Source organism: Mesorhizobium sp. M0037 (genome assembly GCF_040323635.1).
In the GTDB taxonomy this organism is placed as follows: Bacteria; Pseudomonadota; Alphaproteobacteria; order Rhizobiales; family Rhizobiaceae; genus Mesorhizobium.
Map to the genome: position 1 here is coordinate 95,063 of NZ_JAMYVB010000018.1, position 17,445 is coordinate 112,507.

General features: G+C 63.9%; 16 protein-coding genes. 4 read left to right on the forward strand and 12 right to left on the reverse strand.

What is annotated here, in order from left to right; translation table 11 throughout:
- Positions 1-2: 2 nt before the first annotated feature.
- Both NKJ78_RS24295 and NKJ78_RS24300 read left to right on the forward strand, forming a co-directional pair.
- On the forward strand, positions 3-1,598 hold the full coding sequence (locus NKJ78_RS24295) for an ABC transporter substrate-binding protein (protein ID WP_502896847.1): 1,596 nt from the start codon (positions 3-5) through the stop codon (positions 1,596-1,598).
- Positions 1,599-1,604: 6 nt separating this feature from the next.
- The gene (locus NKJ78_RS24300; RefSeq protein ID WP_352562656.1) at positions 1,605-2,468 is read left to right on the forward strand and encodes a hypothetical protein; all 864 of its coding nucleotides are present in this window, start codon (positions 1,605-1,607) and stop codon (positions 2,466-2,468) included.
- Positions 2,469-2,473: 5 nt separating this feature from the next.
- On the opposite strand, the gene NKJ78_RS24305 is transcribed toward NKJ78_RS24300, so the two are convergent.
- The 7 genes from NKJ78_RS24305 to bcoG all read right to left on the reverse strand — a co-directional run bounded on the left by NKJ78_RS24305 (position 2,474) and on the right by bcoG (position 10,300).
- Positions 2,474-3,409: an alpha/beta hydrolase gene (locus tag NKJ78_RS24305; RefSeq protein WP_352459293.1), complete on the reverse strand. Its 936-nt coding sequence runs from the start codon at positions 3,407-3,409 to the stop codon at positions 2,474-2,476.
- Positions 3,410-3,600: 191 nt separating this feature from the next.
- The gene (locus NKJ78_RS24310; RefSeq protein ID WP_352459294.1) at positions 3,601-4,383 is read right to left on the reverse strand and encodes a carnitinyl-CoA dehydratase; all 783 of its coding nucleotides are present in this window, start codon (positions 4,381-4,383) and stop codon (positions 3,601-3,603) included.
- Positions 4,376-6,454: an acetate--CoA ligase family protein gene (locus NKJ78_RS24315; RefSeq protein ID WP_352459295.1), complete on the reverse strand. Its 2,079-nt coding sequence runs from the start codon at positions 6,452-6,454 to the stop codon at positions 4,376-4,378. Before NKJ78_RS24315 ends, NKJ78_RS24310 begins: the two co-directional genes overlap by 8 nt.
- Positions 6,455-6,472: 18 nt before the next feature.
- Complete coding sequence (locus NKJ78_RS24320; RefSeq protein ID WP_023668860.1) at positions 6,473-7,636, reverse strand: acyl-CoA dehydrogenase family protein; 1,164 nt, start codon at positions 7,634-7,636, stop codon at positions 6,473-6,475.
- 5 nt (positions 7,637-7,641) lie between these two features.
- Positions 7,642-8,736 (reverse strand): carnitine 3-dehydrogenase, encoded by a 1,095-nt coding sequence (locus NKJ78_RS24325; RefSeq protein ID WP_023696920.1) that lies wholly within the window; start codon positions 8,734-8,736, stop codon positions 7,642-7,644.
- A gap of 2 nt (positions 8,737-8,738) precedes the next feature.
- Complete coding sequence (locus NKJ78_RS24330; protein WP_352459296.1) at positions 8,739-9,362, reverse strand: HD domain-containing protein; 624 nt, start codon at positions 9,360-9,362, stop codon at positions 8,739-8,741.
- Positions 9,363-9,376: 14 nt separating this feature from the next.
- On the reverse strand, positions 9,377-10,300 hold the full coding sequence (gene bcoG / locus NKJ78_RS24335; RefSeq protein ID WP_023668863.1) for a 3-dehydrocarnitine:acetyl-CoA trimethylamine transferase BcoG: 924 nt from the start codon (positions 10,298-10,300) through the stop codon (positions 9,377-9,379).
- A gap of 78 nt (positions 10,301-10,378) precedes the next feature.
- Between bcoG and NKJ78_RS24340 the strand changes: the two genes are divergently transcribed.
- The gene (locus NKJ78_RS24340; RefSeq protein WP_023668864.1) at positions 10,379-11,359 is read left to right on the forward strand and encodes a GlxA family transcriptional regulator; all 981 of its coding nucleotides are present in this window, start codon (positions 10,379-10,381) and stop codon (positions 11,357-11,359) included.
- 61 nt (positions 11,360-11,420) lie between these two features.
- On the opposite strand, the gene NKJ78_RS24345 is transcribed toward NKJ78_RS24340, so the two are convergent.
- Together NKJ78_RS24345 and xylA are read right to left on the reverse strand one after the other, a co-directional pair.
- Positions 11,421-11,624, reverse strand: a complete 204-nt coding sequence (locus tag NKJ78_RS24345) for a hypothetical protein (protein WP_023668865.1) — start codon at positions 11,622-11,624, stop codon at positions 11,421-11,423.
- Between the two features lie 205 nt (positions 11,625-11,829).
- On the reverse strand, positions 11,830-13,155 hold the full coding sequence (gene xylA, locus NKJ78_RS24350) for a xylose isomerase (protein ID WP_023684279.1): 1,326 nt from the start codon (positions 13,153-13,155) through the stop codon (positions 11,830-11,832).
- A gap of 113 nt (positions 13,156-13,268) precedes the next feature.
- Here xylA and NKJ78_RS24355 point away from each other — a divergent pair, with 113 nt between their 5' ends.
- Positions 13,269-13,631, forward strand: a complete 363-nt coding sequence (locus NKJ78_RS24355) for a nuclear transport factor 2 family protein (protein WP_023689938.1) — start codon at positions 13,269-13,271, stop codon at positions 13,629-13,631.
- Positions 13,632-13,822: 191 nt separating this feature from the next.
- Here NKJ78_RS24355 and xylB read toward each other — a convergent pair whose 3' ends face one another.
- The 3 genes from xylB to NKJ78_RS24370 all read right to left on the reverse strand — a co-directional run bounded on the left by xylB (position 13,823) and on the right by NKJ78_RS24370 (position 17,332).
- Positions 13,823-15,277: a xylulokinase gene (xylB, locus tag NKJ78_RS24360; RefSeq protein WP_023738054.1), complete on the reverse strand. Its 1,455-nt coding sequence runs from the start codon at positions 15,275-15,277 to the stop codon at positions 13,823-13,825.
- A gap of 81 nt (positions 15,278-15,358) precedes the next feature.
- On the reverse strand, positions 15,359-16,684 hold the full coding sequence (locus NKJ78_RS24365) for a tetratricopeptide repeat protein (RefSeq protein ID WP_352459297.1): 1,326 nt from the start codon (positions 16,682-16,684) through the stop codon (positions 15,359-15,361).
- 24 nt (positions 16,685-16,708) lie between these two features.
- A complete protein-coding gene (locus tag NKJ78_RS24370) occupies positions 16,709-17,332 on the reverse strand; it encodes a LysE family translocator (RefSeq protein ID WP_023738052.1) in 624 nt (207 codons plus the stop codon).
- Positions 17,333-17,445 lie beyond the last annotated feature (113 nt).

Below are 17,445 nucleotides of genomic sequence, written 5' to 3' on the forward strand. Positions count from 1 at the left end.
GTATCATCACACGCAGGCACTTCGTTCTATTGCTGGCGGCGCTTTTTCCATGTGCGTTGCCGGCCCATCAATCCTTAGCCAAGACCTTGGTCTACTGCACCGAGGTTAGCCCCGATACGTTCGATCCCGCACTCGCCTCCGGATCCCGCGACGCCTCGGCCACCGCTCTCTACAACCGCATGGTCGAGTTCGAGCCCGGCACCACCAAGGTGCGCCCCGGCCTTGCCGAAAGCTGGGAGATTTCCGACGACGGCCTTACCTACACATTCCACCTGCGGCAGGGCGTGAAATTCCACAGCGTCGAGGGCTTTACGCCTAGTCGCGACTTCAATGCCGATGACGTGCTGTTCACCTTCGACCGGCAGGCCAACGCGCAGAACCCGTTCAACAATTACGCCAAACGCCAGTACATTTACTTCGACGGCATCGGCATGCCGGATCTTGTCGCCGGTTGGCGCAAGCTTGACGACCATACTGTGGTGATGACGCTGAAGGCGCCGCATTCGCCGATGCTTGCCGACCTGGCGATGGATTTCGCTTCGGTCGTTTCCAAGGAATATGCCGACAAGCTCGTCGCAGAGAAGCGGCTGCTCGACCTGGCGCTGAAGCCGGTCGGGACGGGTCCATTCCAGCTTGTCGACTACCAGCAGGATGCAGTAATCCGCTACAAGGCCAATCCGGACTACTGGCGCGGCAAGCCGAAGATCGACGATCTCGTCTTCGCCATTGCCACCGATGCCAGCATTCGCATGGAAAAGCTGCGCGCCGGCGAATGCGATCTCATGCCCTATCCAAATCCGGCCGACCTGGAGGCGATCAAGGCGACACCCGGCATCAAGGTCATGCGGCAGGAGGGCCTCAATACGGGATACCTCGCCTTCAACACCTTGCAGAAGCCCTTCGACGATCCAAGGGTGAGGAAGGCGATCGCCATGGCCATCGACACCCAGGCGCTGGTCGACGTCGTGTTCCGCGGCACCGGTGAAGTCGCACGCAATCCGCTGCCGCCGACCTCCTGGGCCTATGACAAGACGAGCCCCGATCATGTCTTCGACCCCGCTGCCGCCAGGCAGGGGCTCGCCGATGCCGGCGTAAAAGACCTGCACATGAAGATCTGGGCGATGCCGGTGCAGCGTCCCTACAACCCGAATGCGCAGCGTATGGCCGAAATGATCCAGTCCGACCTGGCAAAGATCGGTGTCAACGTGGAAGTCGTGACGTATGAGTGGACTGAATACCTTGCCCGCTCGAAGTCACGCGACCGCGACGGCGCCATGCTGTTCGGCTTCACCGGCGACAATGGCGACCCCGATAACTTCCTGTCGGTGCCGCTTGGCTGTGCCGGCGTCGGCACCACCAATCGTGCCAACTGGTGTTTTCCGGCATTCGACGATCTGCTCAAGCAGGCAGCCGGGATCGTCGATCCCGCTGCCCGCGCAAAACTCTATTCGCAGGCGCAAACGATCTTCAGGGAGCAGATGCCGTGGGTCGCTATCGCCCACTCCGTGGTCTCGATGCCGATGCGCGAACAGGTGACGGGCTATGTCATGGACCCCTTTGATCACCATGATTTCGCGGGCGTCGATATCAAGGAATAGCGTTCGGTGTCTGCCGCCGATCTCGATGTCTATGTAGAGAGCCTGCGCAATTTCCGACTGGTGCGGAGCTATAGCATCGCGCAGTTGCTGCCTTACCTGGAACAGGCTGGATTGAAAGTGCGCCTGCTCGACCGGCCAGCCGGCCGAGATCGGGCGCCGGTGGCCTTTCTGCATGTCGACCTGACAGTCGTGCCGCCAACGTACCGCGGGCTCGGCCACCTCTACGACCGCACCATCAATGGCCGCGCGCTGTCCATCCACCGGCACCTTTATTCGACACTGAAGCTGGAGGCAGGCGACAGCCACGAGGGGCCGGTTGTCGTCAAGACCGTCCTCAACTCCAGGGGCCGACCAGAGCAGCGCTGGTGGCAGCATCGCAACGGCCTGACCAGGAGCGCGCATGCCATCCGCAAGCTCTTCGAACCCGGCTACAAGGACCGCCTGTGCCCGCCCTATCAAGTCTACCAGACGATCGGCGAGGTTCCTCCGGATGTATGGCGCAACAATCGCCTGATGGTGGAAAGGTTCGCCTTCGAAACCCTCGACCTGCCCATCGTCAAACACCGCTACATGTTCCTGCTCGGCGCCGAGATCAACATGCGGCAGGTCTACGACGATGTGTTGTGCGCCGGCTCAAAAATCCTGAGCAATGAGGTGGGCGGCGCCGTCCCGCCGGAGGTGCTGGCGGTGCGGCAAAGGCTCAATCTGGATTTCGGCGCCATCGACTATTTCATCGTCGACGGCAAAGGCATTGTCGTCGATGCCATCAAGACCGTCGGCTCAAATCCGGAATGGCTGAAGAAAAACCGCTTTCGCCGGGAGTTCAACGATCGCATGGCCGAGACGCTGATAGCCTTTGTCCGCGGCTGAGCCGTTCACCAGATCCAGTCGCCTCTGCCCAGCACCGACACCGCTTCGACGATACGGTTGAAGCTGGCGCGGGCCCGGCCGACCGTGTGCCTGGCCCGGAGATAGCCGTGCACCAGTCCCGGCTCCTCGAACCAGGCGGCATGGCCGCCGGCAGCGAGGACGCGATCGCGGTAGGCCTCGCCGTCGGACGACAGCGGGTCACACTCAGCGGTGATCAGCACTGTCGGTGGCAGGCTGGTGAAATCGACGTCGGCCAGTGGATACAAAGTGATGTCGCCGGTGCCGTCGACGCCGCCGGTGCGGATATCCCTGTAGAAGTCGAGATCGCGCACCGTCAGCATCGGCGCTTCCGCATGGGTCAAATAGGAGCCTTGCGAACGGTCGCCGCCGAGGCCGGGATAGATCAGCACTTGGCCGATCGGCTTTTTGGCATGGCTGCGCGTCGCGTGGGCGACAGCCGCGCAGAGATTGCCGCCGGCGCTGTCGCCGCACAGCAGGACAGGTTGATCGTAGGTTCTGGCCGCCCATTCGAAGGCATGCAGCGCATCGTCGAAGGCGGCCGGGTGCAGATGCTCCGGCGCCAGGCGGTAGTCGATGGAGACCATTTCGAAGCCGGTCCGGGCGCACAGCTTGGCGCAGATATCGTCATGGCTGTCCAGCCCACCGAGGATGAAGCCGCCGCCATGGATGTAAAGCACCATCGCGGCATGGCCCGGTGTCGCGTTGCGATAAATGCGGATCGGGATGTCGTGGGCGGCAATGATTGTCGTTTCCGCCGTCACGCCATCGGGATAGCCGGCAAAAAACTCGCGGCACATCCGGTCATAGATCGCACGCTGCTGGGCGATGGTGTAGTCGATCGTGTCGGGAGGATAGTAGGAGTTGGTCTTCTCGATGAAGGCCCAGGTCTCGGCGTCGATGAGGGTTTTGTAGTCGGTCATGCAGCTCCTTTACCTCCCCCTTGATGGGGGAGGTCGCCGCGAAGCGGCGGGTGGGGGGTGGTGGCGCATGCCCCCCCCCCCCCCCCCCGGGGGCGCCCGCCCCCCCCCCCGGGGGGGGGGGGGGGTGGTGGCGCATCACCCCACCCCGGACCTTCGGTCCGACCCTCCCCATCGAGGGGAGGGTAAAGAGGCTACTTCCCCTTCCACACCGGGTCGCGCTTTTCTGCGAACGCACGAAACCCTTCCACATTGTCCTCCGAGCCATAAAGCGCATCTACCGTCGCCAATTGCCGGCGCGTCACGCGGTTCATCGCGTCCTGGAAGGTCAGCGCCTCCGCCACCCGCGCCGTCTCCTTGATCGCGGCGAACACCAGTGGCGGGCCGCTGGCGAGCAGCCTTGCGATCTCCCAGACGCGCTCCTCGAGCTTGTCCTTGGGCAGCACTTCGTTGACCAGCCCCCAGCGATGCGCTTCCGCCACATCCATCCAGCGGCCGGTGAGCAGCAGGTCCATGGCGACATGATAGGGAATGCGCTTGGGCAGCTTGATCGTCGCGGCGTCGGCCAAGGTCCCGGCGCGGATCTCGGGCAGGGCGAAGGAGGAGTGGTCGGAGGCGAAAATGAGGTCGCAGGACAGCGCTAGCTCGAAGCCGCCGCCCACCGCCATGCCGTTGACGCAGGCAATGACCGGCTTGTTCATGTCGCGCAGCTCCTGCAGGCCGGCGAAACCGCCGACGCCATAGTCGCCGTCGACCGCGTCGCCACCGGCGGCTGCCTTCAAATCCCAGCCGGCGCAGAAGAACTTGTCGCCGGCGGTCTTGACGATGGCGACGCGCAATCCGGGATCGTCGCGGAACGCCTTGAAGGTCTCGCCCATCAGCCGCGACGTTTTCAGGTCGATGGCGTTGGCCTTGGGCCGGTCGAGCGTGACCTCGAGGATGGTGCCCTCGCGGCGAGTTGAAATGACGTCAGACATTCTTCTTCTCTCCCAGCACCAGCAGCGCGTCGGCAATCCAGGCGCCCTTGCCTTCGGCGCAGACGATCAGCGGGTTGATGTCGAGTTCCTCGATATCGCCGGCATTCTTCTGCACGAAGCCGGCAATGCCTGCGATGGCGCCGATGGCCGCGGCGACATCGGCCTTCGGCCGGCCGCGATAGCCCTCAAGCAGAGGGAACAGTTTCAGGCCGCGTAGCGCCGCCTCGATATCGTCGCGCGTTGCCGGCAGCATCAAGGTCACGCTGTCGCGCAACAGCTCGACCAGCACGCCGCCAGTTCCCAGCGTCATGACGGCGCCGAACATCGGGTCGCGGGTAAAGCCCACGATCAGCTCGGCGACGCCGTCGCGCACCATGCGCTCGACATAGAGCCCGGTGCCGAGCGGCAAGAGATCGTGCGCCGCGGTGCTGACGGATTCGGCGTCCTTGAGGTTAAGCCTGACAGCGCCGACTTCCGACTTGTGGGTGACGCCAAGCGCCTTCAACGCCACCGGGAAGCCGAGCGCCATCGACGAAATCACCGCCTCTACGGCGTTAGCGGCACGTTCTGCCTTCGGCACCGGCAAGCCGGCCTTGATCAACCGCGCCTTGGCTTCGGCCTCGTCAGGGGTGACATGGTCACCTCCGGCCGCACCTGCAGCCGACGTGTCGATAGGCTGCGCCTGCGGCTCGGCCCAGGCCCAGCCGATGAAGGCTGCCGCACCTGCGGCATCCATGGCCTCGGAGATGCCGAACAGCGGCACCATGCCGCGCGCCATCAGTTCGGCGGTGTATTCCTCCGGCAGGTTCTCCGGCAGCGACGAGACGATCGCGCCATGCGCCTTGTTGGTCTTCAGCGCCGATTCGAAGGCGCGCAGCGTCGCCCACCAGTCGGTGACCGAGCAGCGGTCGGGGCGTGGAAAGTCGAGCACCAGCATGTTGAGGTCGAAGCCGCCCGACACCATGGCGGTGAAGGTGGCGGTCATCGCCGGTTCGTTGTTCCAGATGAAGGTGTGATAGTCCAACGGGTTGGCGACCGCGACCAGCGGCCCGAGCGTCGATTTGACATGGGCGCGGTGCTTGCTGGTGAGCTCCGGGAAATTGACCCAGCGGCCTTCGGCGCTGTCGGCCATGACCGAGGCTTCGCCGCCGGAGCAGCTCATCGACGACAGACGATAGCCGGGCAGCGGCCCTGTGACATGCAGCAGCTTCAGCGCCTCGATGAAGGCGGGGATGGAATCGACGCGGGCAATGCCGAGCCGCCGCAGGAAAGCGCCCGAAGCGGCATCCGAACCGGCGAGCGAAGCTGTGTGCGAGACGGTCGCCTGCCGCGCCTGTTCGGACCGGCCGACCTTCATGGCGATGATCGGCTTCTTCAGTTCGCGCGCCCGCGCCGCCAGCTTCTCGAAGCCTGCTACCGAATCGAAGGCTTCGATGTGCAGGCCGAGCGAGGTGACGCGCTCGTCCTCGATCAGGCCGAGCGCCATTTCGGAGAGGCCGGTCTGCGCCTGGTTGCCGGCGGTCATCAGGAAGGCGATCGGCAGGCCGCGCTTCTGCATCGTCATGTTGATGGCGATGTTGGAGGACTGGGTGATGATGGCGACGCCCTTGGCGCCTTCGGGCAGCCGGATGCCGCCATGCTGGTCGGGCCACAACAGCGCGCCGTCGGCGTAGTTGATCAGGCCATAACAGTTCGGGCCGATGATCGGCATCTGGCCGGCCGCGGCCACCAGTTCGGCCTGCAGCCGCTCGCCATCGTCGTCATAGGCCTCGGTCTCGAGAAAGCCCGCGGCAAAACAGACGGCGCCGCCGGCGCCGCGCTCAGCCAGCGCCTTGATTACCTCGATGGTGAGATGCCGGTTGACGCCGACAAAGGCAGCGTCCGGCGCGCCGGGAAGGTCGGCGACCGAGCGATAGGCCTTGCGGCCGGCGACCTCGTCCTTGTTCGGATGCACCGGCCAGATTTCGCCGGCAAAGCCCATTTTGATCGATTGGGCGACGACGGCAGCGGCCTGAGCCCCGCCGAACACCGCGATGGATTTTGGGCGCAAGAGGCGTTCAAGCTTGTGCATATTCCCCGTCTCTTCTTTTTAAGCCCCGAACGGGCGCAGCAGCGCCCGCGAAATGATGTGGCGCTGGATTTCCGACGTCCCTTCCCAGATGCGCTCGACACGGGCGTCGCGCCAGATGCGCTCCAGCGGCAGGTCATCCATCAGCCCCATGCCGCCATGGATCTGGATTGCTTCGTCGGCAACAAAGGCGAGCATTTCGGTAGCCTTCAGCTTCGCCATGGCCATGTCCTGATCGGTGACGGTGCCCTGATCGTACTTCCAGCCGGCTTCGAACACCATCAGGTCCGCCGCCTTCAATTCGGTCGCCATGTCGGCGAGTTTGAACGACACGCCCTGGAACTTGCCGATCTGCTGGCCGAACTGCTGGCGTTGCGCCGAGTATTCGATGGCGTGGCCGAGTGCCCGCTCGGCGCGGCCGAGACAGGTGGCGCCGACCTGCAGGCGCGTGGCGCCGAGCCAGGAATTGGCGACGTCGAAGCCCTTGTGGACCTCACCCAGCACCTGGCTTGCCGGCAGGCGGCAATCGTCGAATTCGAGGATGGCGTTGGTGTAGCCGCGATGCGAGACGTTGCGGTAGCCGTCGCGCACGGTGAACCCCTTGGTGCCCTTGTCGACGAAGAAGGCGGTGATCTTCTTGCGCTTGCCGCGCGGCGTTTCTTCCTCGCCCGAAGCCATGAAACTAATTGCGAAATCGGCCAGATCGGCGTGGCTGATGAAATGCTTGGTGCCGTTGAGCACCCAGTCGTCGCCGTCCTGCACGGCTGACGCCTTCATGCCGCGCAAATCGGAGCCGGCGCCGGGCTCGGTCATCGCCAGGCAGTCCCACTTCTCGCCACGAATACACGGGAACAGGTATTTTTCGCGCTGCTCCGGCGTGCCGGCGAGCAGGATGTTGGAGGGGCGCGCGACGCAGGTCCAGTGCAGCGCATAGTTGGCGCGGCCGAGTTCCTTCTCGTAGAGCAGCCAGGTCACCGTATCGAGGCCGGCGCCACCGACATCGGCCGGCATGTTGGCGGCATAGAGCCCCGCTTCGATTGCCTTGACCTTGATCTCCTCGATCAGCTCGCGGCGCAGCACGCCGGTGCGCTCGACCTCGCGTTCATGCGGGTAAAGCTCATTCTCGACGAAAGCGCGCGTCGTCTCGACAATGAGCTTCTGTTCCTCCGACAGCCCGAAATCCATGGTCTTCAGCCCTTCTTCTTTTTCTTCGGTTTTTCCGCCTTCTTTACCGGCTTGGATGCCTTGGACTTCTCGGCGGCCCTGGATGCGGCCGGCTTCTTCGCCGCCAGCTTGGCCAATTGCCTGGTATAGTCCTTGTGCAAGGCGCCGGCGCCCCAGCCCTTGCCTTTGTTCTGTTTCGACAGAGCATCCATGATCGCGACCAGATTGTCGTCGCGGATCTTTTCCAGTTCGCGGATCGACAGGCCGTGCGCCTGGTCGTCCGACTGGGTGGCAATAAGATCGACCAGCTCGTCGTTGAACTCCGGCACGTCCATCAGCTTGGTCCACGGCCATTTCAGGCACGGCCCGAACTGCGCCATGAAGTGGCGCATGCCGGCCTCGCCGCCGGCGACGCGGTAGACCTGGAACATGCCCATCTGAGCCCAGCGCAGGCCGAAGCCATAGCGCATGATGTCGTCGAGTTCCTCGACCGTGCAGATGCCGTCCTTGATCAGCCACAGCGCCTCACGCCAGGCCGCTTCGAGCAGGCGGTCGCCGACAAAGGCCTCGATCTCCTTGCGGATCACCACCGGCTTCATTCCGATCGATGCATAGATCTCCTTTGCGACCTCGATCGCCTCTGGAAAGGTCTGTTCGCCGCCGACGATCTCGACCAGCGGCAGCAGATAGACGGGGTTGAAGGGATGTCCGACAACCAGACGCTCCGGATGCTTCTTCATCGCCACCTGCATGTCGGTCGGCTTGATGCCCGAGGTGGACGAGCCGACAATGGCGTTGGCCGGCGCGTAGAGATCGATCTCGGCCAGTACGCGGTGTTTGAGGTCGAGCCGCTCCGGCACGCTCTCCTGGATGAAATCGGCGTCGGCCACCGCCTCGGCGATGGTCTTGGCAAAGGTCAGTCTGCCTTCCCTGGGCAGGCCGCCGGGAACCATCTGCTTGTAGGCGCGGCGCGCGCCCTTCATCACTTCCGAGACCTTGCGCGACGCTTCCGGGTCCGGATCGAAGATCGACACGTCGATGCCGTTGAGCAGCAGCCGCGCCACCCAGCCGGCGCCAATGACACCGCCGCCAATGGCGGCTGCCTTGTTGATGATGCTCATGGTCAGGCTCCGGTTCTTGTCTTGGCGGTTTGAGGGTCGATGAGAGGCACGCGCTCGCCGGAGCGGATCACGGAGGGGTCGTAGGCCTTGCGGGCGAAGACTTCGAGCACGAACTGGCGGAAGAATGCGATCGGCAGCGTGTCGAAGTCCGGGTCGAAGCTCGACTGGTCCCAGCGTTCGCAAAACTGGTCGCAATCGTCGAAATAGGCATGGCTGGCGAAGCGGTCGCGAGCATGGCGGTTGCCGCCGAGATGATGCGCGTAATAGAGCCGCTGGAAGTCGCCATGCTTTTCCACCACCCAGGTGCATTGCTCGCGCACGAAAGGTTTCAGGATCGAAGCGGCGTATTCGTCGTGATTGTAGGGAGCGTAGATGTCGCCGATGTCGTGCAGCAGCGCGCAGGCGATCCAGTCGGTGTCGGCGCCGTCGCGCCAGGCACGAGTCGCCGCCTGCAGCGAATGGCCGAGCCGGGTGATCTTGTAGCCGGACAGGCCTTCGTCGAGCTGCACCAAAGCGTCGAGCAGCCGCTCGCCGGTCTTGGCGGCATAGTCGATCTCATGGGCGGTCAGGAACTCGTAGTCTTGCCTGTCGCCATCCTTCATCGCAGTGAATTTGACGGTAGCCATGATCCGCTCCCGTCTTAAGCAGCCGCTGCGATCGGCGCCCGCTTGGTGAGGTTGAGCTTCCTGCGCACTTCCTCCGGCCCCAAAATCCTGGCGCCGAGATTGGTGACGATGCTGGCGGCGCGCTCGACCAGCTGCGCATTGGTGGCCAGCACGCCCTTGTCGAGCCAGAGATTGTCTTCGAGACCGACGCGGACATTGCCGCCGGCGAGCACTGCAGCGGCTGCATAGGCCATCTGGTTGCGGCCGATGGCGAAGGCCGACCAGTTCCAGGTCGACGGCACGTTGTTAACCATGGCCATGAAGGTGTTGAGGTCGTCCGGCGCCCCCCACGGCACACCCATGCAGAGCTGCACCAGCGCGTCGGGATTCAAGACCTTTTCTTCGACCAGCTGTTTGGCGAACCAGAGGTGGCCGGTATCGAAGGCTTCGATCTCCGGCTTGACGCCGAGCGCCGTCATCATGCCGCCCATTGCGCGCAGCATGCCGGGCGTGTTGGTCATGACATAATCGGCCTCGGCGAAGTTCATGGTGCCGCAATCCAGCGTGCAGATTTCCGGCAGGCACTGGCGCACATGTTCCATGCGGTTGGTGGCGCCGCCCATGTCGGTGCCTTTTTCATTGAGCGGCAGCGGCGCTTCCGGTGAGCCGAACACCATGTCGCCGCCCATCCCGGCGGTCAGGTTCAGGATCACATCGACTTCTGCCGCGCGGATGCGGTCCGTCACTTCGCGGTAGAGATGGACATCGCGGCGCGGCTTGCCGGTCTCGGGGTCGCGGACATGGCAGTGGACGATGGCGGCACCGGCCTTGGCCGCATCGATCGCCGAATCGGCGATCTGCTTGGGCGAGCGTGGCACATGCGGGGAGCGGTCCTGCGAGCCGCCGGACCCGGTCACGGCACAGGTAATGAAAACCTCACGGTTCATCGCGAGCGGCATGGACATCTCCTCCCCATAGAAACAGACCCTAACAATGACCGACTTGCCGGAAACTGTTTTGCAATTTACGAAGCTCTCATGATCAAAAGCGAAAAACCGACCATCTTCCGCGCTGAGCGATCGCCGCTCAAGGTGACGCTGCTGGTGTTTTCAGGCTCGTCCATCATGTGCGTGGCGTCGACCGTCGACCCGCTGCGCGCCGCCAACCGCATCTCAGGCGAGACGCTGTTCGATTTCAAACTGGTCTCGGTCACCGGCGAGGCGCCGGTCACCACATGCGGCCTGCCGGTGGCGGTCAGGGGCCGCTTCGATGCGGCCGAGCCGACCGACGTGCTTGTCGTCGTCGCCGGCTTCGGCACCCAGAATTACGCGACATCGGCTCTGCTTTCCGGATTACGGCGAGCGGCCCGCGCGGCTCGCGCCTGCGGCGGCGTCGAGGCCGGCACATGGCTGGTGGCGCGCGCCGGCCTCCTCGAAGGCCGCAGCGCCACCACCCATTGGGAAGACATGGAGGATTTTTCCTCCGCCTTTCCCGGCGTCGACGTGCGTCCGGACCGCTACGTCATCGACGGACCGGTGTTCACCTCGGGCGGGGCGTCGCCGACCTTCGACCTGATGCTGCATCTGATCCGCACCCGGCTCGGCATGGCCGTCGCGCTCGATGTCGCCAGCGTCTTCATCTACGACCAGGCGCGCGCCGCGACCGACGCGCAGCCGCTGGTCTCGCTCGGCCGGCTCGACGGCTACGACCCGCGTCTGGCGCAGGCTATCCGGCTGATGGAATCGCATGTCGACCAGCCGCTGACCATCGACGCGGTGGCAAAACGCGCCGGGGTGACGGCGCGGACATTGGAGAGCATTTTTCGCAAGTCGATCGGCGAGACGCCGGGCGCATATTATCTCAGGCTGCGGCTGGGCGCGGCGCGGCGGCTGGTGGTCGACACGCGGATCGCCATGGCGGATATTGCCGGGCGGACGGGGTTCTCGTCCGCCGCGGCATTTTCCAGAGCGTTTTCAAGAGCGTTCGGCGAAGCCCCGGTCAGGCTGCGCCGAGGTTGATGCATGTCGCCCAAAAGTGTGTCGCGGTTTTGGGATTACGACATGCACAGACAAAGGGAGATCAGGCTGCGTTCTGTCGATCGCTGCCGGCGTCCATCTGCGAGCGCATCTGCCTCGCCAGACGGACTTCAAATCGGCTGCTGACAGCACGATCCCATTCGTTTTTCACGCTGTCGGTCGGCCGCGGCAGCGCCATCAGCCGGTCGATGATCGATCCGGTCTCGCCGGATGAGAGCAGGGCGTCGATTTCGCGTTCATGCTGCATATCGGTTCGCCTCCTTCCTTTTCACCCGCCACAACCGCATCCTTATACGAGATACGTGACGGCAGTTTGAAGGCAAGAGCGAGGTCATTGAGGGGCGCCAAAGGGCAAACCCTTGTCGTCGGATAGGGTCTTGCGCAAACCCCATTCCGGGGCGGCCGGAATGTTATCCAGCCACCCTTGAGCACAACGAATCGGCTTTCCGCCCTCAGACGTAGCGGTTGACGATGTTTTCCAGCAACTCCTGGCGGCCGGAGCGTGGCTGCGGCTCGATCTTCTTCTTCACCACGCGCTCGGCGATGTCTTCCAGCGAGCGCTTGCCCGACAGCATCGCCTTGCCCTCGGCCGTGTTCCAACCGGCATAGCGCTCGGCCAGCGGACCCGACAGCGCCTTGTCCTCGACCATCTTGGCGGCTGCCTTGAGGCCTCGTGCGCAGGAATCCATGCCGCCGATATGGCCGATCAGCAGGTCCTGTGGGTCGAGCGACTGGCGGCGCAGCTTGGCGTCGAAATTGGTGCCGCCGGTCTTGAAGCCGCCGGCCTGCAACACCTGGTAATAGGCCAGCGCCATCTCGGGCACATTGTTGGGGAACTGGTCGGTGTCCCAGCCCGACTGGTAGTCGTTGCGGTTCATGTCGATCGAGCCGAAGACGCCGAGCGCATTGGCCAGCGCCAGCTCGTGCTCGAAGGAATGGCCGGCAAGAATCGCGTGGCCCTGCTCGATGTTCAGCTTCACTTCCTTCTCCAGCCCGAAGCGCTTGAGGAAGCCGTAGACCGTGGCAACGTCGTAGTCGTACTGATGCTTGGTCGGCTCCTGCGGCTTCGGCTCGATCAGGATCGTGCCTTTGAAGCCAATCTTGTGCTTGTAGTCGACGACGAGACTGAGGAAGCGCCCAGCCTGCTCCTGCTCGCGGGCAAGATCGGTGTTGAGCAGCGTTTCATAGCCCTCGCGCCCGCCCCACAGTACATAATTCTCGCCCTTCAGCCGCTTCGTGACGTCGATGCAGCTTTTCACCGTCGCCGCCGCATAGGCGAAGACATCCGGATCGGGATTGGTGGCGGCGCCCGACATGAAGCGGCGGTTGGAGAACAGGTTGGCCGTGCCCCAGAGCAGTTTGACGCCGGTCTTCTTCATCTTGGCGGCAAAATAGTCGGCGATCTCGTCGAGCCGCGCGGCACTTTCGGAGAAATCCTTGCCTTCCGGCCGCACGTCGGCGTCGTGGAAGCAGAAATAGGGCGCGCCGAGCAGCGAGAACATCTCGAAGGCGACGTCGGCTTTCAGCTTGGCCAGTTCCATCGTGTCGACGCCGCCAGCCTTGGGAAACCAGGGCCGGTCGAAGGTCTGGCCGCCAAAGGGATCGCCGCCCGGCCAGGCGAAAGAATGCCAGTAGGCGACGGCGAAGCGCAGATGGTCTTCCAGCCGTTTGCCGGCCACCACCTCGTCGGGATTGTAGAAGCGGTAGGCCAGCGGATTGGTCGAATCCGGCCCCTCATACTTGATCGCTTTGATGTCGCCGAAAAATCCGCTGCTCATGATTTCTGTCCTCTCTCGAATAGTTCACCCTGATTACCTCAGGCGTAATTGGTTTCGCTCTCGCTTGGGGTGAAAAGCCTCGTGTCAAAGCCACTCAACGAAGGAGACAGACCATGACCGACCTCAACACGATCGCCCAGAACTACATCACCGCCTGGAACGAGGCCGATGCGGATCGCCGTGCCGAACTGCTCAAGGCCACCTTCACCGAAGACGTCAGCTACCGCGATCCGCTCATGCAGGGCGACGGCCACGCCGGCGTTGCTGGGCTGATCGACGGCGTACAGCAGCGCTTCGCCGGCTTCCGGTTCTCGCTGAAGGGTACGCCGGACGGGTTTGGCGACCGCATCCGCTTCTCGTGGAATCTTGGGCCGGAAGGCGTGCCGTCGGTTATCGAAGGCACCGATATCGGTGTTATCGAAAATGGGCGCCTGAAGAGCGTCACCGGGTTTCTGGACAAGGTGCCGGCGCAGTGATCGATTAAGGGTGGCGCGAGACACCCCCCTCTGCCCTGCCGGGCATCTCCCCCGCAAGGGGGGAGATTGGCTGGCATCCACGCCTTCGCTAATCACCCACCTTACAAGACTGGCATACCCGCCGACGCTGCCGATCTCCCCCCTTGCGGGGGAGATGCCCGGCAGGGCAGAGGGGGGTGCCTCGCGCCGACTCACGCGGTCACGCCCTTGATCGCCGGATACAGCGCCCGGTAGCGCTGATAGGCATCGGCATACGCCCCGCCAAGCGGGACATCCGGTTCGATCGTCGCATCCGTCCTCGGCGCCGTGCACACCGCCAGCGGATCAGCCCCTGTCGCCGCGATCAGACCAAGCCTCGCCGCGCCAAAGGCAGCACCGAAATCGCCGTCGGCCGGAATGTCCACGGGCACCTGCAGCGCCGTAGCGATCGCCTTCAGCCAGTAGCGCGAGCGCGAGCCGCCGCCGATCGCGGTTACCCGCGTCAAATCCGTGCCGGCGGTCTTCAAGGCTTCGAGACTGTCGCGGAATGCGAAGGCGACGCCTTCAAGCACGGCCTGCGTCAGCACCGCGCGGCTCGACTCATGCGCCAGTCCGGTGAAGGACCCACGAATGGCGGAATCATTATGCGGCGTGCGCTCGCCCGAGAGATAGGGCAGGAACGACACCCCGCTCGGCGCTCTCAGCACATCGCCAAGTTCGGCGGTCAATTCGCCGGCCTTCTTGCCTGAAATCTCCGACAGCCAGTTCAGCGAATCGGTCGCAGACAGGATGACCCCCATCTGGTGCCAGGTGTTGGGCAGGGCATGGCAGAAGGTGTGCACCGCGCTTGCCGGATTGGGCAGGTAGGAAGCGTTGGCGGCAAACAGCACGCCAGATGTGCCCAGCGACACAAAAGCGTGGCCGGCGCCGACCGTGCCCATGCCGCAGGCCGAAGCAGCATTGTCGCCGGCGCCGCCGGCAACCGGGGTGCCCGATGCTATGCCCCAGCTGACGGCCAGTTCGGCGCGCAAGGCTCCGGCCTTCTCCGTGCCTTCGACCAGCGACGGCATCTGCCTTTCGTCGAGCGATGTCGCCGCAAGCAACTCGGGGGACCAGCGCCGTTTGCCGACATCGAGCCAGGAGGTGCCGGCCGAGTCGGACATTTCTGAGATATGCTCGCCGGTCAGCCACAGCCGCAGGAAATCCTTCGGCAAAAGCACCTTCGCCACTTTGGCGAAGACGGAGGGCTCATTGTTCTTCACCCAGGCGAGTTTCGGCGCCGTGAAGCCGGGGAAGACGATATTCCCGGTGAGTTGGCGAAAGCGCGGGTCGGCATCGAGCGCGGCGGCCTCGGCGTGGCTGCGCGTATCGTTCCACAGAATGCAGGGGCGGAGCACCTGGTCGCCGGCATCTAGCAAGGTGGCGCCATGCATATGGCCGGAAAGGCCGATGCCCTTGACCGCGGCAAGCTCTTTTGGGTGCGAGGCTTTCAGCTCGGCAATGGCCGTCTCGCAGGCGCGGATCCAGTCGGCGGGGTTTTGTTCGGACCAGCCGGGATGCGGCCGCGATACGTCAAGCGAAGCATGGCCGGAGCCGATGATCTTCTGCCCGGCATCGATCAACAGCGCCTTGACGCCCGACGTGCCGAGATCGAGGCCGAGATACATGCATTCCTCCCATTGCCATTAATTTTTTCGGGTCTCGAAAAAATCTGGCTTGCCAGTTTTTAAAACAAGATCCGCCGCGGGTCAATTCTCTAACAAATTGGCGGCGCGTTGCGAAAACAGCGCCGAAAGCGGACTGTCCGGCCGGGCCAGTGCGCGCTCGGCCGTCAACGCCCGGGCAAGCGCTGGGTCACCGGCGCGCAACGCCGCCTCGATCAGCGTGAGATCAATCACATCGCGCTGGGCGTGGCTGCCGCCAAAGCGATGGGCAATGGCGCGGATCGGTCGGATCAAGCGCACCGCTTCGCTGTAATTTCCCTCGCCGAATGCCTTGATGCCTTCCGTCAGTGGCTGGCCGACATCCCGGGTAAAGGCGACATTGTCGTCGCTGCCGCGCATCGCCTCGTGCTGGGCTTCGAGCAAGATCTTGGCCGGCGCTACGAGCCCGGCGCCGACGAATGCCATCATCGCATGCGCATCGTTGAAGGCGTAGTTGCCGGCTCCAGCCTTCGGCGCCCAATTGGCGGCGAGCGCTGCCCAGCGGTCGCCGACATCGACACCGCCGAGATAAAGCCGCCACAGGATCGCCGAGGCGTCGACCATGTTGAGCGCCAGGGCAGAGCGGGCACCATAGATCGGGCCGTCATAAAGCTTGAGCACTTCGTCGGTTTCGCCGAGGTCGTAGTGGAACAGCGCCAGATGCCACCAATTGTGCACCTGCAGGAAGCTCTCTTTGGTCCACGCCTCGGGATTGGCGCGCATCCAGGCGATACCGTCCCGTTGCCGGCTCTGCATCTCCATGACATGGGCGACCGCATGCTGCGCCCAGCCGTCTCGCGGCTCGATCTCGATCGCCTGTCGGCCGAAATTTTCGGCTCTGATATAGTCGCCCATCTCCTCGAGACCGAAGGCCTGCATACCGAGAATGGCGTGGTAACCTGGCATGCCGCTCTGCCAGGACGGCAGCGCGCGGCTGATACGGTCGCGCAGCATGCGGGCATTGCCGGTGAAGAAGTCGATCTGGTGGCCGACCTGCAACGCCACCGCGTCGAGCGGGTTGTCGATGGCGATATCTTCGAGCAGGCGCGCGGCGTCATGCCAGCGTCCCTCGGCAAGGTGGCCAAGGGCCGCCACATGCGCCTGTTCGCGCGGCGTCGCGGCAAGCGGCAGTGCCGCAGCATGGCACGCCTGGGCGACCGCCGTTGCCTCGCGTTCGGTGGCGAGGCCGAACAGATACCCCTTGAAGACATGCGCCATGACGAAACCGGGATCCGCGGATATGGCGCGGTCAACGGAGCCGACCGGGTCGCCGACGAAGCATTGCAATTCATGAACGGCCTGGCAGTAGGGTGAAAACCCGGCTTCGGTCGCGCCCGAAAACATTAGGCCGAATGGATCTCTTACTGCCATGTCGGCCCTGATGCTCCGCAGTTCCTAATTGCCCGAGCGCATCGCCACCGTGGCGATTCCGGCGCCGACCAGCAGCGTGCCGCCGGTGCGGTTGAAGATGCGGATTGCCTTGGGGTTGCGTACGACGTTGCGGGCGCGCGCCGCGATCAGCGCGTAGCCGAAGGCATTGGCGAAGGCGAGCGCCAGGAAGGTCGTTTCGAAGATCAGCATCTGTGTCCAGAAATCGGCTTCCCGATTGAGGAACTGCGGCAGGAAGGCGACGAAGAAGGTGATGCTCTTCGGGTTGAGTGCGGTGACCAGCCAGGCGTGCGCCATCATCTTGGCGGCCGAGACGGCATCTGTGCGTGGTTCGGCTTTGAGCGCGCCGCCGGCGCGAAACAGTTTTACCCCGAGATAGATCAGATAGCAGGCGCCGATCAGCTTCAGAATGGTGAACACGGTCGCCGACGCCGCCAGCAGCGCGCCGATGCCCAGCATCGACAGGGTCATGGCGGTGAAGTCGCCCAGCGCCACGCCGACGGCCATCGGCAAGGCGGTGCGCCAGCCCTGGCCCAGCGCATAGGACACGACCAGAAGAATGGTCGGGCCCGGAATGATGAGCAGCACGGCGGAGGCGGCGGCGAAGGCGGCCCAGTTTTCGAACGACATCTTTGTCTCCTTGAGGGCAAAGAAAAGGATAAATCCTCGTGTGCGGAGGAATGTAAAGGGCCCTCTCCCAAAAATGCACGGCGGACCATTTCGCCCGACCGCTGCGGCTATTG

Bases quoted from the DNA above. Each gene is read 5' to 3' on its own strand.
- xylA (WP_023684279.1), bottom strand. From the start codon at position 13,155: ATGAGCAGCGGATTTTTCGGCGACATCAAAGCGATCAAGTATGAGGGG.
- NKJ78_RS24325 (WP_023696920.1), bottom strand. From the start codon at position 8,736: ATGAGCATCATCAACAAGGCAGCCGCCATTGGCGGCGGTGTCATTGGC.
- NKJ78_RS24310 (WP_352459294.1), bottom strand. From the start codon at position 4,383: ATGTCTGACGTCATTTCAACTCGCCGCGAGGGCACCATCCTCGAGGTC.
- xylB (WP_023738054.1), bottom strand. From the start codon at position 15,277: ATGTATCTCGGCCTCGATCTCGGCACGTCGGGCGTCAAGGCGCTGTTG.
- bcoG (WP_023668863.1), bottom strand. From the start codon at position 10,300: ATGCCGCTCGCGATGAACCGTGAGGTTTTCATTACCTGTGCCGTGACC.
- NKJ78_RS24355 (WP_023689938.1), top strand. From the start codon at position 13,269: ATGACCGACCTCAACACGATCGCCCAGAACTACATCACCGCCTGGAAC.
- NKJ78_RS24330 (WP_352459296.1), bottom strand. From the start codon at position 9,362: ATGGCTACCGTCAAATTCACTGCGATGAAGGATGGCGACAGGCAAGAC.
- NKJ78_RS24340 (WP_023668864.1), top strand. From the start codon at position 10,379: ATGATCAAAAGCGAAAAACCGACCATCTTCCGCGCTGAGCGATCGCCG.
- NKJ78_RS24320 (WP_023668860.1), bottom strand. From the start codon at position 7,636: ATGGATTTCGGGCTGTCGGAGGAACAGAAGCTCATTGTCGAGACGACG.
- NKJ78_RS24370 (WP_023738052.1), bottom strand. From the start codon at position 17,332: ATGTCGTTCGAAAACTGGGCCGCCTTCGCCGCCGCCTCCGCCGTGCTG.
- NKJ78_RS24305 (WP_352459293.1), bottom strand. From the start codon at position 3,409: ATGACCGACTACAAAACCCTCATCGACGCCGAGACCTGGGCCTTCATC.
- NKJ78_RS24365 (WP_352459297.1), bottom strand. From the start codon at position 16,684: ATGGCAGTAAGAGATCCATTCGGCCTAATGTTTTCGGGCGCGACCGAA.
- NKJ78_RS24315 (WP_352459295.1), bottom strand. From the start codon at position 6,454: ATGCACAAGCTTGAACGCCTCTTGCGCCCAAAATCCATCGCGGTGTTC.
- NKJ78_RS24345 (WP_023668865.1), bottom strand. From the start codon at position 11,624: ATGCAGCATGAACGCGAAATCGACGCCCTGCTCTCATCCGGCGAGACC.